Genomic DNA, 16,636 nt, shown 5'->3' with positions numbered 1-16,636 from the left:
TAAAAAGTCAACAGGCTATCTAAAAAAATTAGTAATAGTAAATTTCATCCCTCGCATGCTAATTTGCATAAAAATTAATCAACCATTAAGAAGCATTCTGATTTACCCCTTCTAGCCTAAGGGCATCATCAATATATAAAAAATATTAAGTTAAAAAATTTATTCCCTCTATCCTACCTATTTCCTACATTTTTTTCTTGCAAAAGAGAAAAAGTATAAATAAACTGCATTCTTATCTTTGTGAAGGAGAAATTACTGATGCAGCTAGCCATACCCTCTAGTTTTACACTTACAGACTCCTGGCCCTGCAGGGTTTTGATAAGTTTAGCAGGCTCTTTTTTAATAGCGCTAGGTGCTAAGGTTAGTCTTACCCTCCCCTTTTCCCCCGTTCCATTTACCTGTCAAACTTTAGCCGTTCTTTTTCTAGGCATAACTTTAGGCTCTAGGCAAGCTGCTGCTGCCACTCTTCTTTACTTACTAGAAGGCACATGCGGATTACCAGTTTTTAGTCCCTTAATTGCTCAACCTCTTATTTTGATAGGCCCTAAAGCGGGCTACCTTTTGGCCATGCCTTTGCAAGCTTATCTAGCAGGCAAAGCCTCTTCACAAAAATCTATGCAAGATAATTTAGTAATTCTTACTCTTGCATGTTTACTTGTTTTAGCCCTAGGGGCTAGTATTTTAGCAATTTTTGTAGGAGGAAAAAATGCAATTTACCTGGGATTATATCCTTTTCTATTTAGTGAAGTTTTAAAAATATTTATAGCGATGGGTTATCTAAATTCTCGTAAAATTCAAAGATGAAATTTTTATCTCTTGGTAAAGTGATGAGAGAAATTCCTAGAAAAAAATTTTTATTTAACTTGTAAAAAGCATCTCTTTTTTAAAGAAATGAATCCAGCTTTGTTAAAAGCTATCCTATACCAAAGCCTTTTGCGTCTTACTCCCCAGCCATGATAAAATAAAAAAGCTTTCAACTAATTAAACTTCCGTTCTTATCCAATCCTTGCTTAAAAGTCTTAATATATACCATTCCAAGGTAAAAACTGGGTTTTCTTCCCTAGAAAAATTTATACCAACTACCCACCATCCTGCATCTAGGGAGGTATAAAAATTTTAGTAATATTACTTATCTTTAAAATAGCTCGGAGGCTTTGAGAATATCCCCTAAGCCCAGCGAGGTTTAAAAACACCTTATGCTTAAGCCTTCTTTACTTTTTTTTCTTAAAAGCATTTATTCTCTTAAATCTTCATGAGCATCTGTCAAACAAATCATATCGCTATATTCGTTTAAAAATTGCGAGAACAAGGGCGACGCCAATGCTTCTAAATCCACCTGTTTTTCCTTTTGATAGGTTACTTTCAAACCATGCGAGCCATACACAGCTCCTTCGATCCACTCACCAATAGCAGCGCTTCCCCTCTCAAAAGGCATAGCATGGGCCAAATAATATCTTAGTAAAGCCATCGTGCTTTTTAATTCATTAAGATTTTCTTGAGGCACTAATACAGCCTTGGCAAAAATAGAAGCGATCTCCTGAAGGGTTTCATTGATAAGCAAATTATCCTGATGGATTAAAATCACCGTGGAGCATTTCAACATACGTTCGACAGGACGATTTTCTGCATCACGATAAAGCCAAGTAAAATATTGGGTACTAGCAAATAACTTTTTGTTTACTTGCAAACGAGCTGTACCTAGTAGAAAGAATGATTTGAAGTTTTTGGTATGGCCTTCATAATACTGTTGTCCATCTTGGGAAACAAGTTTAGGAGAAGGAAATTGTTTGTTCATCATAGAAAAAAATGAAACCATCTTGTTACGAATATATAACTCGATATTACTTTCTTTCAATTTTTTCATTGCTTGTCTACGTTCTCGAATTTCGTTTAAAGATAGATCTTCTTCATTTATTTTCATTAAACTAATTTGGGACTCGTTAAAATAATGCTTAAGCTCTTCCAAGCTTGTTGCCCGGTTCCATTTCAAAGCAGTGTAATCTTCACTTTCTAGTAGTTTAATTTCAAAAGAAAAATTTTGATTTAAACATGTCTCGGTTAACTTCTTGTGTCTTTGAGATGATTTAGTTTCAAGAGCCATATCTTGCAAATGATTTGCTAATACCTTCAAAATTTTAGCATTATAATCTTGATAGACCCCATCTAAGATTGTGTGGTACCAATCATTTAATCCATCAGTATCTCTTCGGAGCCCGAATTTAGCGGCTTCCAAAGTCTCATGGGCCTCTGCTATTTTACGCCGTTGGGTGCCAAACTGTTCTAACAAATTGAAGAAAAGAGTAGTTAAGGAATTATTATCTTGGGGAGAAATTTTAATTTTTCTTATTCCTTCGTGGATTATCTCTTTGCTTTTAAGCTGATAATCTTCTTGATAGCCGCCATATCTCATAGGCTCTCGGTCTATGATGTAGTTTGGAAATATATTATTCATTAACCCTCCTAGCTAAAAAAACGATAAAGTAACTAATAGCTATTTAAATTTAAAAGAACACAATTATATTTTTTAAATCTTTAAACGTAAAGAATGGAAACCTATCGATTAGGCAGGGCCTTCAATAAAGATCTGATAAGCAAATGGATCTCAAAAAGAAACGCTTGAAAGAGATCGATATGTTAGCCTAAAAAAGCGGGGTATAATAATTAGAGTTAACAAAGTGCACAGCAAAAAACTTAAGATCACGAGCGGTTGGTATTAACAGGGTAAGAGATAATTTGTCTTTCTTAAAGAAATAGAATAATAGGATCTGAAGGACGATTCGAAGCAATCTGTCAGAGAGCTTAGGAGTGAGCAACTGATATGAAAAGAGGACGTTTCTTTCCTTGGCCGAATGCAAAGAGAAAAAGGTTAGCTAGGATTACCTATAATAAAGAGGATGTAGATAAGCTACCGCTAGCCATTTAAATGTAAATTTTATTATGAATAGCTCTCTTATGCATCCCTAGGATTTGAAGAGGGCACATTATCTGCCAGCATACTTTAGCTCATAACAAATTAAGATTAATTAATAAGTAAAAAAAATGTGTCTTAGGCTAAAACCTAAGACACATTAAAGACACAATACTCTAAGAGGTTTAAACTTAGAAGTAATATTTTAAGTTTACACCAACGTCATGGTTGTAATTGCTTCTTTCATGACGACGAGTTGTCGTATCAAAGAAACGATATTCAACAGCTAAATCCACATTGTAGTAGATTGGGTATGCAACGCCAGCGACTGCTTGCCATGCAAACTGATTATCGTTTTTATGGTATCTATGGTGTGTATTACCAGCATAGTTATAATGACGCTCATTTTTAATGTGAGCATAACCAATACCAACGCCAACATAAGGAGCCATAGTCCATTGCATGTCGAAATCGTAGAGGACATTAACCATTGCTGCCCATGTATCGCGGTGTCCACGATGACGATGGTTAGTTACTAGGTCACCATTGTGATAATGATGGCGTTTTTTGCCCTTGTTATATCTGTAAGCAACTTCAGCTTCTAAATGGAAGCGATTGCACCAGCGGTATCCCAGATCTACAGTGCCGAAATAGCCTGTATCAAATTTGCCTCTATGTTTTTTAGCATTTTGGAGAAAGTTTGCTGCTCCAGTTGCACCTACATAAAAGCCTTCCATGTCTACTGCTTTCACGCACTGCGGCACGAGAAAAGCGGCAAACAATATTGTTAATAGAACAAATTTTTTCATAACGAGTTCCTTGGTTACGTTGTTTTAAGGATGTCTCAACAACTGGTGAACATACCCTATGTTATTAAATTTTTCAATAGAGAAAATTAGTTTTTTTTCCTGCAGTACAATCTTTTCTTAAAAAAAACCTAATTTTTTATAAAGTAAATATCATTTAATATTTTTTTAAATGGCTTAAATCTTATTAATAATCAAAGAGATAAAATATCTCTATTTGGCTACTCTCTCTCCTCATAATTTTTTTTCCTGGCAGGGATAAAAGTTTATTGCTTATGAAACTTTCTCTAGCTATCAATAAAATTGAGGATATAAAATAGGGAGAGAATTGAGATCCTTTAGATCTAAATTGGTCTCTAACGCGTAACCTAAATCCATTGGCTAAGTTTTAAAAGGAATTATGAAAAAGAACATAGGCACTGCTGATCGAATTTTAAGATTTACTTTAGCCTTTTTATTGGGCGGATTAGCCTTTCAATTTAAAAGCTGGCTTTTAGGCGTCATGGCTCTGTTTACCCTTTATGAAGCATTAGCAAGCTGGTGCATACTTTATCATTTGATAGGAAAAAACAGCTGCTCTCTGCCTACAAAACCTAAAAGCAAGTAAGCCCTCTTGCTTTTTCAAAACAAACTTAACAAAACGTTTACCTAAATATTTATAATTATACGCTTTTGAACCGCTCTTTATGTAGCCACATACTTAATCAAAAGCTTGTTTTTATGGTGAGAGTCAGCTTGGAAAAGGGTTAATATCTTTTGGGGATATGCAGAGGTAGTTTCTTTAAAAGGTGTTAGGAAGCCTTTTTTATCATAAGCATGTTAAAAATTATTATTTTAACACAATACAGCCCCTCCTCTAGCTTAAGAATCACTTTATATGATGAATAAAAGCGTAAAAGGAGAACTTTCTATCCTAGAATTTTTAAGTAAAAGGTTATTAGAATTTATAGCTTAGATTAAAGAGGCTTGAAAACATTTTTTTAAAGGCTTTTCTTGATTTGCAGAAAGCATACAACTTTATTATGCACTACCTAGCATGGCAACAGCTTTTATTTTCCAGGCCGCATATAATCAAACAAGCTTTAATTTTTCTCAATTTGACTATAGATTTCTGCCAAGTAAAAGTTATTATAAAATCATCACGCTCTCAAATTTAGCTCAACAAGACCTTTTTTGGTAAGCGGTCACAGGGATAAAACTGTTTAATCTTTTGATTTGCAGAAGATAATGTAAATCAGAAAGTCGTGCAAATAGGAAAACCAGCTATTTACAAGCATTTTTGGCTTTGCAGATGCCCGCAGAATCGCATCTAAAGCTGGGCTTGCCCCGTGGCCGCTTATCTTTTTTGTTATATAGGCTCTTAGAAATTTCAACTACATGATTTAGAACTTCTTATGAGAGATTAGGTATTACCTAATTTACATTTTTTAAGTTATTTTTTACATGCAATAGGAGCTGCTTTAAGGTTTATTTTGCATTAAATTTGATAATAAATTGTGCTAATTTTCTACCTACATTTAGCACATCTTCTTGATCTTTGAGATTTTTTAAATTTCCTTCTTCACTAAATGCTAGATGTGCTTGTGAGATGGATTTCTGCTGAGGAATTATATAACAAAAAATATTGCAAAACATGGAACGTACATGCACAAGTCCTCGCATACCGCCAAGCTGCCCTGGCGAGGCACTCAAAAGAGCAACTGGCTTTTCAAAAAAACAAGATAGGAAAGGCTCGTTTTCTTCCGCTTTTCTGGAAGTCCAATCGATGACATTTTTCAAAACCGCCGGTATTGAGCTATTATATTCCGGGGAAGCAATCAGGAATCCATCATGTTGAACCATTAGCTTTTTAAGTTTTAAAGCATTTTCTGGCAGACCTTGTAGATCTTCAATATCCTGGTCATAGAGAGGTAAGGGGTAATCTTTTAAATCTATAAGGGTGACTTCGGCTTCAGCCTGCTGAGCGCCAGCTGCTGCAATTTTAATCAGTTTCTTATTTAGAGAGTCTTTGCGCAAACTGCCCGCGAAAGCTAAAATTCTAGGTTTTTTAGACATATCCATTACCATTTATAATTTCATTAGCATCATACTTAGTCGATTAACATATAGAATATTTAAAAAGCTGTCATCAGATTAATCTAATGACAGCTACGAAAAGAATCAAACAGCAAGCTTAATTAACGAGGACAGGGAGTGGGGCAGCCTGATTTTCCGCATATATGCTTATAATAATATTTGGGAACATATTTAACATGACGATCGGAAACCCATTTTTTGCTTGGTATACATTCTTGAACATCATAGCATTCGGTTTCATATTTACAAACAGTCTCGGTATAATACTGAGGAACCATTCTACATTTCTGCACTTCGGTGTATTTTGGTACTTGGCGAGTACATTTTTTTGTACGGTATTTATTCTCTGTTACACAACGTTTGGTATAATAATAACAAGGCTCGTAATGAACATATTTACACCAGCATTCGCCAGTAGGGGCATCTGCTGCTCTATCTGCACAAGGATGATCCTCTCCCTCAATAGAGCAGGAACCTGGATGCCAACGGCGGCCATCATGGCTCCAATAATGCTCTTCGGTGGTATTCTGATTGTTCTGATTCCATTCTTGCCCTTTTTGAGAGCTAGAAGCTTGGCTCTGAGCAAAGGCTGCGCCAGCAGAAGCAGCTCCGGACGTCTCTTGTGCATAGCTATGCGAAGCAACAAAGAGACCACACATTACCAGGCCTGTGAGCAAAAGTTTCTTCATATTATAATCCTCCGAACATTTTTGAATGTTTACGTCTACAGAATTTATCCTTTCTGTGAACGAATAATAATCTTTTCGCTTTGGCTGCACTTTGCAGCTTTTTGCGGCTAAAGTTTTATCAAACCTCACTTTCATTTTTTTAAGTTTTGTGTAAATATTTTTTTAACAATTTAAAAAAAGTTATTTATGTGGTTGCCTTTATGCTGCTTGAAGAACACAATTGATTCCGCGGCCGTATCATTCTCAGAAGATTACGTAACGTTAACGTTTTTTAGAAAATAGATAACTTGTATAGCTTCAGCAATTCAGGGAAAGGATTGGACCATTTAGTAACAACAGCTAATTAAGCGCTGCTGATGAGCTAAATTTTAATTCAAACATAATCTATTGAATGATTGGCTTTGACCAGGAGAGATTTAGCAGTTTTTTATTTTCACTCCCTTTATCTATCTTTTAAAAATTAAAATAGCGTTAGGGGCATTGGGAGTAAGAGATCTAGCACTTTTGGAAATCTTAATAAGCAGCTAAGCAGGCTATAGTCGCAGAATAGAATTTATTAGAAGTTGCAACATTACTGCCGGTAGACAATTAGTCTTGATACCCTTGTCGTGATTAAGTAAATGTTTGATTATCAAATTTTTATTAATAATTAAGAAAAGCTTGTAAGCCCTAGTCATTTGAAGATAAAGCTCTAGCCAAGGAGACTATTTAAAAGAGAAAGATAAATTTCTATTAAAGTAGCAGTGAAGAATTAGGGTAATTTAGCCTTCAGCCGTTCGAGCCAGATGAAACCTTGTGAGTAGGCAACCATGCAGCTAATGACCCTATCTAACAAGGTTTTCGGGCCATTAATTCCGAAATTTAAAAATGCCCTTTAATTTTAAAATCATTCTTTTTTATCCTTTTTCTTCCGCTAGACTATATTCATTTTTTTCATAGGCCTGCTTAACAATTGCTAACTAGATTATCAATGCCTAGATGGCTTGGGCTCTTTTATCCTCCTCGTTAATCTCCTATCGGCTGCAAATAATTGAATTTCAGCTTAAATATATTCCAAAATAAAAAAATACTATTAACGAAAACAGATAAGAATTTTCTAAAAATTTTGTTAAAATAGATATCAATTATTTAAGGCTTCTGCTACGATATCTGTTTAAACCTAACCAAAAGTTGAAGTACATGACATTTAGCGAATTAAATTTACATGCTGGGATTTTAAAAACTCTTGAAAATGAAGGGCTTACAACTCCCACCCCTATCCAATTAGAAGCTATCCCGAAAGTATTAGCGGGCTACGACTTGCGCGCATCCGCGCAAACAGGCACCGGTAAAACCGCAGCTTTCCTTTTACCTGCTCTAAACCGCTTAACCACCCCCTCTGCTGTTCCTGGGCTAGGACCGCGTATATTAATTTTAGTTCCTACGCGCGAACTTGCAATGCAAGTAGCCGAGGAAGCTAGGCGCTTTAGTGCAAATTTATCAAGAGTAAAAACAGTATGCATTTACGGAGGAGCTCCTTATCCTCTACAAAACCGTGAGCTCTCACGTCCTTTTGAAATTTTAGTGGCAACGCCTGGAAGGCTTATTGACCATATGAGCCGTGGCCGTATTAATTTTAATCGTATAGAAATGCTTGTGCTTGATGAAGCAGATCGTATGCTTGATATGGGATTTATCGAACCTGTGGAAAAAATATCGGCAGCTATTCCTAAACAAAGGCAAACGCTTCTTTTCTCTGCTACTCTTAAAGGAAATGTATTAAATCTTTCCAATCGTTTAATGAATAATCCTATAGAAATCAGCGTGATTTCTGAAAATTCCCGACACGAAAACATTGAGCAAAGACTACATTTCGTAGACGATATGCATCATAAAAGCCGCCTTTTGGATCACTTATTAAATGATCCATCCGTTAACCAGGCTATCATTTTTACGGCAACTAAGCGTTTTGCAGACCAACTTGTTGATATTCTGTATGAGAATGGACACCCTGCTGCAGCCTTGCATGGAGACATGAATCAAAGGCAGCGTTCAAAGACAATCATGCGTTTACGTGATGGCGAGATAAGAGTGTTGGTGGCTACCGATGTAGCAGCACGTGGTATCGATGTACAAACAATTAGCCATGTCATTAATTTTGATCTTCCTACAAATGCAGAAGATTATGTTCATCGCATAGGGAGGACAGGAAGAGCAGGGGCCAAAGGTATTGCACTTTCATTTGCAGCCTCTAAGGACATGCGTCTTGTTCGTCAAATTGAACAATTTACTGGCTATACCATTACCCCTTCAGTGATAGCTGGCATGGAGCCTAAATCAAAGCCTAGCAAGCCTTCTTCATCCTTTAAGCAAAAAAGGCCTTTTAAACCTCATTTTAAGCGTGCTCAGCGCTATTAAAAGAAGCCAAAAGCGAGGGTTCCCTAGAGTAACCCTTTCTTTTTTAAAAAGCTTTTTCCCCTCATCTACTTTAATTTCTATTTAACCAAACCAAGCTTTATAGCTCTTAAGGGTTTAAAAGCAATTCTTGCCTACACTTCTTATCATTAAAGCTGCGATGCCCCTTTTTATTCAAACAAAGTAATCTCTACGATTGCAAACCCCTTGCAAATAATTTTTTAAGGTCGTATAAACTTATTCTTTATTAATTTTTTTTTAAAACATTAGTTTTTCTATGATTACCATGCTTTTATTATTTATTGGAAGTTTGCTGTTTTTGCCTTTGCAAGCTAGTCAAACTCTCCATAAGGAGATTGATCAAAAAGAATTGCATGGTAAAAGCATTGAATGGGAACAAACAGGTCTTACTCCCTTTAATGAACTCATCGTGTCCTGGGACGCTCAACGGCCTAAACATGGCTATTATCTAATTAAGGTTAGCTTATTAACAGATAATAAATGGTCTCTCTGGCTCAACTATGCTTATTGGGGGTCCTCCCATCAATACACTTTTAACTGTCATCCTAGAAACTCTTCATGTAAAACCTATCAGGATGTGGCTGGGCCATTAGGTAGGAAAAAAGCTACGGGCTTTAAAATTAGAGTAGACTGTAGCGAAAGCTCTCTAATGAAAAACATACGTACGCTGCATGCCAGCTTCACTAATATTCAAGAGCACAAGGTTAGCTTTGATTTAGCCCCCCATTATTCTATTAATTTAAATGTTAAGGGATTGTCTCAAGTTACATTACCTGATGAACGCCACATGCGACTTTGTTCTCCTACCTCAACAACGGCTGTGATTAATTATTTATCACCTGGTATCCATCTATCCGCTCTAACTTTCGCCGATCATGTTAAAGATTCAGCGTTTGATATTTATGGAAATTGGTTGTTGAATACTGCTGAGGCATCTAATCTTCTCGGCCCCTCATGGCATAGCTATGTAGCCAGGCTAAATAATTTTAATCAAATTATGGAGAGTCTTAGGAGAGGCTTTCCCGTAGTAGTGAGTATAAAAGGCCCTTTAACAGGTAGTGCCTCCCCCTATAGCTCAGGTCATTTAATTGTTGTCAAAGGGTATGAAGCAGAAAAGCAGCAAGTACTATGCATGGATCCAGCTTTTCCTACTGATCAAAGCACGCTTGTAAGTTATAGTCTCAAAGATTTTCTAGTAGCCTGGAACAGAAGAAAAGGAATAGCTTATTTATTTTATAGATAAGCAAGCGATCTAATAGGTCATTTCCTTTAAAAATTAATACCCTCATCTACCCCTTTAAGCCTTCTCATTGGAAAAAGTAAACTCGATAAAGTCCTTAATCTTTTATGGATGTATTAGAAAATCATTCACTCATTATCATGAAAAATCTCACCCACGTTCGTCTGTTCATCTTTTTTTAATTATTTTTCTTGTGAATAATGTAAGTTTATTTCTAATATTTCCTAATATTTTAAGGTCGTTTCTAATTACATGGAATATTATGATGCTTATCTTTAAGATACTTGTATGCTATTTACTCGCAGCATCTTCTTTTTTATATGGGACTCTAACACTTGAAAGCTGTTATGATCTAGCTCTAAACTATAGCGAGACGCTAACGGTTGCCGAGCTTAGAGCTCTAATTGAGCAAGACCGTACGCGTGAAGTTTACGGCCTACACCTTCCCCAGATAACCGCACAAATAGACTTTCTTACAAAGGGAAATTTGAAGCGGGTGCGGCATCAAGAGCGTACGAAAAATGCTCGTGTTTCTCTTGTTATTCCTCTTTACAACTTTGGGCATTCAACCCACACAATTAACGCCCAAAAAAGTAGAGAAGAGTCATCTTTTATTAAAATGACTACAGCTCGCCAAAAGATTCTACATGCTACCAATCATGCTTATTTTACTTTAGCAGAAGCACAAAAAATTATCTTAATCATTAAAGAATCCATCCGCTCTTTAAAAGGGCAATTACGAATCAGCAAAGATTTTGCAGAACAAGGTCTTATTCATGAAAATGAAATTTTAGTAGTAGAATTAGAATTAGCTCTCAGGCAGCAAGATTTATTGCAAGCTCAGAGTAATGTATCCATAGCAGCTACCCAACTAAATCGCTTAATTGGATACCCTTTAGATCGGCAGACTGTAGTTATAGATCTGCTTGAGCCAATACCTTATCATGCAAATCTTAACCAGCTATTAGAAGAAGCACGAAGCAATCACCCTCATTTAAAAGCCCTACAAGCAGATATTAAAGCCGCTCGCTCTACCCGTACAGCCGAGAAAGGAAAGCTCTACCCTTCAATTTATGGCTATACGAATTATAGTACCTCTGATAACTATGCTCTACCCTATCGGCATGGTCTAGATGCGGGCATAGGCATCCAATTATCTCTCTACGATGGGGGCTCCACATGGGCAAAGCTTAGACGCTTAAGAAAAGAGATGTGTGAACTAGAACAGCAATATATTGCCGCAGAAAAAGATATGGAGCTATATATACGTACAGCTTTTTCTACTGTTGAAAATACCATTCAGAAGATTCCTCTTGCTTTAAAAGCTATCCAGGTTGCTGAACACAATCTGACTCTGGTAAAAAATCACTTTGCAGAAGGTCTTATCACTAATGAAGATCTTATGATAGACGAAGAAAAACTGCTACACGCGCGCCATAATTATTATCAAACGCTCTGCCAATATTATAAAGCTAAAGCCGATCTGGCTTATGCTGCCGGCCTCAATTTTTTATAAGCAAGGAAGTAAACATGACGAGAAATAAATTTGTTCATTTTCTTTTTATGACCTTAATCATTCAAGGCTCATTAAGAGGAGAAGAAATTTGCGCAATAGGACATATACAGCCTTCTTCTAAAAGCTTAATGGGAGCCCAGGTATCAGGAAGGGTTGAAAAAGTTTTAGTCGAAGTGGGAGACAAAGTAGTAAAAAACCAGCCTCTAGTTCAACTAGATAAAAATTATTACGAGATAGAATTAGCGCTAAAAACAGCGGCATTGGAAGGAGCTAGGGTGGAGCTGTCTGATGCCGAGAAAAATTTTCTCCGCATGCAAAAGCTATGGGAAAGGCCAGATGGACAATTACCTTCTATTCCTTTAAAAAAATATGAAGAAGCCAAAAGCAAATACGATCATTCTCTTATTCATGTAAAACAATTTCAAGAAGACTTAAAGCGTGCTCAGTTATATTGGGAAGAAACTACTATTAAGGCTCCTTTTGAGGGAATTATTACAAAAAAACTGGTAGATGTGGGGGAATACATTACCGTGCAACCTGTCACCAGCATGGTTGAAATCCAAGCTTTGAATCCTCTTTATCTTGAATTTTCTATTCCACAAGTGTATGCATCTACCCTAAGATTGGGTACTCCTCTTAGCTTCGAAATTGATGGAACCCATTTAGATTGCAATCACGCTCAAATAGACCTTTTTTATCCAACTCTAGATGAAACTACACACTCATTGCGGTGTCGAGCCATCCTTGATAACAGCGATTATAAAATTCGTCCCGGATCTCTTGCCCGAGTAATCATTAAAGCAGGTCAAGTAGCTAATAACCCTTAATTTGAGGAAAACAAACCGTGATTTTGTCTGACCTATCGATCAAGCGACCGACTTTTATTTCTATGATTACCTTTGGCTTAGCAATTTTTGGGTTACTTGCCTATAAAGAGCTTGGCGTAGATCTTTACCCTAAAATCGACTTTCCCATCATCACCATTATTTCATCTCTTCCCGGTGCTGACCCCGAAAGCATAGAAAAAACAGTTACCGAGGTTATCGAAGAAGCCGTTGCTACCCTTAACTCTATTAAGCATCTTCGCTCGACTAGCGCGGAAGGGATATCTCAAGTAGTGGTAGAATTCGATTTAGAAAAAAACATTGATATTGCCTATCAAGAAATACAAGCTAAGTTAGGGACAATTAGAAAAGAGCTACCAAGCGATCTTCAAGAGATAGTGATAGGAAAATTTGATATTGACTCAGCTCCTATTATGGCTCTCCTTATTTCTGGAGATTTACCTATTCAGCAATTATCTTACCTTGCAGATAAGAGCATAAAAGATAAACTTCAACAAGTCTCAGGAGTAGGCCAAATTAAACTAATTGGTAAACAAGAACGTACCATTTGGATCTCCTTAGACCCTTATAAAATGGAAGGATTTTCTGTCACCGTGCAAGATATTTCCACTGCTCTTAAAGCCCAACATATTGAGCTGCCAGGCGGGCGTATATCTTCTTCTACGCACGAATTGGCCGTTAAGACAAAAGCTGAGTGGGAAGAGATAAAAAATTTGAAGGATATTGTTGTCGCTTACCGCCATGGTTATCCTGTGACACTTACTGATATAGGACATATTGAAGATGGGTGGGAAGAGCCAAGAACTTTAGCTAGATTAAATCATCAACAAGCTATTGCTCTTCTTATTACAAGGCAGTCTGGCACAAATACAGTGAATGTAGCTCAAGCTCTTAAAAAAACTATTGGAGAGATTCAGCAAGAGCTAAGACCCCAAGGCATTAATATAGAGATTGCGCAAGATCTGTCCCTCTTCATTGAACATTCTATGAAAGACATTAATTTTCACCTAATGTTTGGGGGCCTATTAGCGGTCATCATCGTTTTCTTATTCTTAGGAGACTTAAAGATTACAATGATTAGCGCTTTAGCAATTCCTATAAGCGTTATTTCAACTTTTATTCTTTTACGTATAGTAGGCTTCACACTAAACAATATGACCATGCTAGCCCTATCTTTATCTATTGGAATTTTAATAGATGATGCTATCGTAGTCGTAGAAAACATCTATCGCCATTTAAAAAGGGGTAAATCTGCTAAAGAAGCTGCAGCGATAGGTACTCAAGAGATTGGATTAGCTGCTTTTGCTATTACAATGTCTATCGTTGCTGTGTTTTTGCCTGTCGCCTTTATGAAAGGTATTATTGGCCGCTTTTTCTACCAGTTCGGTATTACAGTAACCTTTGCTGTTTTAATTAGTCTTTTCGTTGCCTTCACACTCACCCCCATGCTTGCTTCTCGTTTCCTTACCTTGCACATGTCCACAGGCAAGCTAGCATTAAGCATGGAAAGAATACTCGATAGCTTAGACAGAGTTTACACAAAACTTTTATCAAAAGCTCTTAACTACAGCAAGACCACTCTCCTGCTAGCCATTAGCTTACTTATAGGCACTTTATTTTTAGGAAAATACATTCGCTCTGAATTTATTCCTTTAGAAGATCGCAGCGAGTTTTTTATCAAAGTTAAAGTCCCTTTAGGTTCCTCATTAGTTGTGACTGATGAGGCCATACGAAAAATCCTTCAAGATATTTCTCCCCAACCCTGGGTTAAGTATACTTTCACTACTATAGGAAGCGATAGTTTCAATAGAGTAAATGAAGGCACTGTATATGTCAAAATGACCGATAAAGAAAGCCGCTCTTTAAGTCAAGCAGAAGCGATGAAGTTTGCTCGTGAAAAATTATCTTCTTTACCCCATATTATAACAAGTATAGAGCCAGTTCCTGCTATAGGGGGCGGTGGGCGAAGAAATGCTGCCATTCAACTAGATATCAAGGGTGCAAACCTTGAAAAGATTGACCAGATTGCTAATCAGATCAAAAATCATTTAGAAGAAACTTCTGGTTATGTAGATGTAGACACATCCTATGAAAAAGGTAAACCTGAAATCGAAATTTCTATTAAACGTGATGAAGCAACTGCTTTAGGGGTCTTACCTATCTTTATCGCCCAGGAAATTAAAGCTCTCGTGGGCGGCTTAGATGTCAGTAAATTCCGTAGCAATGGAGAACGTTATAATATCAGCCTGCGACTAAGTGAAGAATTTCGTAACAAGCCCCAAGATATTCTTCAACTTTCTGTAAAAAATAATAAAGGAAAATTAATCAAACTAAGTAACCTAGTCAATATTAAAGAAAAGCAGGGACCTGTTCAAATTGATCGCTATAATCGGGCAAGATTTATTTCTGTTTTCAGTAATCTACAAGAAGGAAAAAAAGTTCTTGGCGACGCTATTAACGAAATAAATAGCTTTATATCCCAAATAAAAATGCCTCTAGGTTACCGTACAAGTTTTTCAGGCGCTGCAGAATCGATGAAAGAATCTTTTCAGCATTTAATTTTTGCTTTACTGCTGGCCGTAGTCATTATCTATATGGTTCTCGCTTCTCAATTTGAGAGTTTTGTACAACCTTTAGTTATTATGCTATCGCTTCCCTTCTCTATCATAGGAGCCTTAGGAATACTGATCATAACGGATATGACACTAAGCATTTTTACAATTATAGGCATTATTATGTTGCTAGGATTGGTAACAAAAAATGCCATTTTACTTGTTGACTACATCAACACCTTAAGAACACAAGAGGGAATGGATAGAAAAGAGGCTATAATGCTAGCAGGTCCTACCCGGCTACGTCCTATTCTAATGACCACATTAGCCATGATTTTTGGAATGCTACCTATTGCCCTAGGCCATGGGCCTGGCTCTGAATCCCAAGCCCCTATGGCTATGGCTATTATCGGAGGCCTTTCAACCTCTATGCTACTCACCCTGATTATTGTGCCCATTGCTTATTTGATTGCCGAGGAGCTACCTGGAAAGACAAGCCAGCTTTTTAAGAAACTTTGTAAACTTAAGGCTCGCTTAACAAAAAGCTCTTAAACAAGGATCTATGTATACTTGCTTCTGTAATGCTGCTTAGGAAAATATAATTTAACTTACTCTACTTATCTTATCTCGGCAGAAAGATTGATAAGCTGGCTTATGCTTTAAAAAAAACCTCGCAGCGGATTACTGTCTAAAATAACGCAAGTTAGAGGATAAGGAAATAGCTGAAAAAAGATCGTCACATGGCTAAAAGTATTTTGCAAAAAAGCTTTAAACGTGGGAGATGAAAAATAAGGGAAGGGGATTGTAATAATTTTTCGTAAGAGTAGCTAGAATATATAAAGATTACCATGTCCAATATATTCTACCTTCTAAAGAAATTATGTCTGTATAACCAAAAAAGCAATTAACCCCGTTTCCAAGCTGATTCTCTTCAGCCAATTTCCACCACCAACTCATAGCTTATTTTTCATCTCTTGGGGTAAGCCTTACGGTAAGCGATTAATTAATTCCTTAAAAGGCTAGGGAGTGACCCTAGCAAAAAAATTCCCGAAAGGTATCATCAAAGAGCGCAACTACCTTTTGTCTTCTTAAATCAGCAAGCCCACATGATCTTATTTCTATAAAATAAGCAATAGCAGCCGTAATGTTGCCTCCTACTACCTCTCCAAAAAGTATAATCAAAAAAATAAATGCCATAAAAGGATAGACGCATCGCTTACCTCTTTGAGGGTCTAATATCTGCTAAGTTAGATTTTATGCTTTCTTTAAATTAATTCCTTCTTGTAACTCAGCAAAGTTTTACCAGTAGTCCTTTTTATTGTCATTGTTACCTTTTTCTTAAAAGAAGGAATTGATTTTACATCATATAACGTCAAATTCTATGGCATCAATCTATAGTGGCTCCGCTTTTTTGGACAAAATTTAAGTAAAAAACTTTCCCTCAGTTTAAAATAAGAACTTAATATTAAAGAGGAAAAGTTATGTCCACAAAAAGAAAAAGACACTCGTCGGAGTTCAAAGCAAAAGTTGCATTAGAAGCATTTAAAGGGTTCAAAACCATTAATGAGCTTGCTACAGAATATTCGGTA

General features: G+C 36.6%; 11 protein-coding genes. 7 read left to right on the top strand and 4 right to left on the bottom strand.

Annotated features, from left to right (window positions below):
• Nucleotides 1–258: 258 nt before the first annotated feature.
• Complete coding sequence (locus DB42_RS06310) at nt 259–804, top strand: biotin transporter BioY (protein ID WP_044882220.1); 546 nt, start codon at nt 259–261, stop codon at nt 802–804.
• Nucleotides 805–1,234: 430 nt separating this feature from the next.
• On the opposite strand, the gene DB42_RS06305 is transcribed toward DB42_RS06310, so the two are convergent.
• Together DB42_RS06305 and DB42_RS06300 are read right to left on the bottom strand one after the other, a co-directional pair.
• The gene (locus DB42_RS06305) at nt 1,235–2,452 is read right to left on the bottom strand and encodes a hypothetical protein (protein ID WP_044882219.1); all 1,218 of its coding nucleotides are present in this window, start codon (nt 2,450–2,452) and stop codon (nt 1,235–1,237) included.
• A gap of 647 nt (nt 2,453–3,099) precedes the next feature.
• Entirely contained in the window at nt 3,100–3,717 is a 618-nt protein-coding gene (locus DB42_RS06300) for an outer membrane protein (protein WP_044882218.1), read from the bottom strand.
• A 397-nt stretch (nt 3,718–4,114) separates the two neighbouring features.
• On the opposite strand from DB42_RS06300, the gene DB42_RS06295 reads away from it, so the two are divergent.
• Nucleotides 4,115–4,321: a DUF2892 domain-containing protein gene (locus DB42_RS06295; protein ID WP_039384949.1), complete on the top strand. Its 207-nt coding sequence runs from the start codon at nt 4,115–4,117 to the stop codon at nt 4,319–4,321.
• An 860-nt stretch (nt 4,322–5,181) separates the two neighbouring features.
• On the opposite strand, the gene DB42_RS06290 is transcribed toward DB42_RS06295, so the two are convergent.
• On the bottom strand, nt 5,182–5,769 hold the full coding sequence (locus tag DB42_RS06290) for an NADPH-dependent FMN reductase (protein WP_044882217.1): 588 nt from the start codon (nt 5,767–5,769) through the stop codon (nt 5,182–5,184).
• Between the two features lie 122 nt (nt 5,770–5,891).
• Nucleotides 5,892–6,479, bottom strand: a complete 588-nt coding sequence (locus DB42_RS06285; protein WP_039384953.1) for a hypothetical protein — start codon at nt 6,477–6,479, stop codon at nt 5,892–5,894.
• A 1,179-nt stretch (nt 6,480–7,658) separates the two neighbouring features.
• Between DB42_RS06285 and DB42_RS06280 the strand changes: the two genes are divergently transcribed.
• From DB42_RS06280 to DB42_RS06260, 5 genes are all read left to right on the top strand, one after another.
• On the top strand, nt 7,659–8,876 hold the full coding sequence (locus tag DB42_RS06280; RefSeq protein WP_080502761.1) for a DEAD/DEAH box helicase: 1,218 nt from the start codon (nt 7,659–7,661) through the stop codon (nt 8,874–8,876).
• A 283-nt stretch (nt 8,877–9,159) separates the two neighbouring features.
• Nucleotides 9,160–10,137, top strand: coding sequence for a C39 family peptidase (locus DB42_RS06275; protein WP_044882263.1), 978 nt, complete (start codon nt 9,160–9,162; stop codon nt 10,135–10,137).
• A 259-nt stretch (nt 10,138–10,396) separates the two neighbouring features.
• Complete coding sequence (locus tag DB42_RS06270; RefSeq protein WP_044882216.1) at nt 10,397–11,650, top strand: TolC family protein; 1,254 nt, start codon at nt 10,397–10,399, stop codon at nt 11,648–11,650.
• 14 nt (nt 11,651–11,664) lie between these two features.
• Nucleotides 11,665–12,477, top strand: coding sequence for an efflux RND transporter periplasmic adaptor subunit (locus DB42_RS06265; RefSeq protein ID WP_044882215.1), 813 nt, complete (start codon nt 11,665–11,667; stop codon nt 12,475–12,477).
• Nucleotides 12,478–12,494: 17 nt separating this feature from the next.
• Entirely contained in the window at nt 12,495–15,599 is a 3,105-nt protein-coding gene (locus DB42_RS06260; RefSeq protein WP_155117449.1) for an efflux RND transporter permease subunit, read from the top strand.
• The last annotated feature ends 1,037 nt before the right edge of the window (nt 15,600–16,636 follow it).

Source organism: Neochlamydia sp. EPS4 (assembly GCF_000813665.1).
Lineage (GTDB): Bacteria > Chlamydiota > Chlamydiia > Chlamydiales > Parachlamydiaceae > Neochlamydia.
This window is presented reverse-complemented; position numbering and strand designations above follow the sequence as displayed.

What these genes read in the sequence shown, in the direction of transcription:
- DB42_RS06310 (WP_044882220.1), top strand. Translation starts at nt 259, where the DNA reads ATGCAGCTAGCCATACCCTCTAGTTTTACACTTACAGACTCCTGGCCC.
- DB42_RS06305 (WP_044882219.1), bottom strand. Translation starts at nt 2,452, where the DNA reads ATGAATAATATATTTCCAAACTACATCATAGACCGAGAGCCTATGAGA.
- DB42_RS06300 (WP_044882218.1), bottom strand. Translation starts at nt 3,717, where the DNA reads ATGAAAAAATTTGTTCTATTAACAATATTGTTTGCCGCTTTTCTCGTG.
- DB42_RS06295 (WP_039384949.1), top strand. Translation starts at nt 4,115, where the DNA reads ATGAAAAAGAACATAGGCACTGCTGATCGAATTTTAAGATTTACTTTA.
- DB42_RS06290 (WP_044882217.1), bottom strand. Translation starts at nt 5,769, where the DNA reads ATGTCTAAAAAACCTAGAATTTTAGCTTTCGCGGGCAGTTTGCGCAAA.
- DB42_RS06285 (WP_039384953.1), bottom strand. Translation starts at nt 6,479, where the DNA reads ATGAAGAAACTTTTGCTCACAGGCCTGGTAATGTGTGGTCTCTTTGTT.
- DB42_RS06280 (WP_080502761.1), top strand. Translation starts at nt 7,659, where the DNA reads ATGACATTTAGCGAATTAAATTTACATGCTGGGATTTTAAAAACTCTT.
- DB42_RS06275 (WP_044882263.1), top strand. Translation starts at nt 9,160, where the DNA reads ATGCTTTTATTATTTATTGGAAGTTTGCTGTTTTTGCCTTTGCAAGCT.
- DB42_RS06270 (WP_044882216.1), top strand. Translation starts at nt 10,397, where the DNA reads ATGATGCTTATCTTTAAGATACTTGTATGCTATTTACTCGCAGCATCT.
- DB42_RS06265 (WP_044882215.1), top strand. Translation starts at nt 11,665, where the DNA reads ATGACGAGAAATAAATTTGTTCATTTTCTTTTTATGACCTTAATCATT.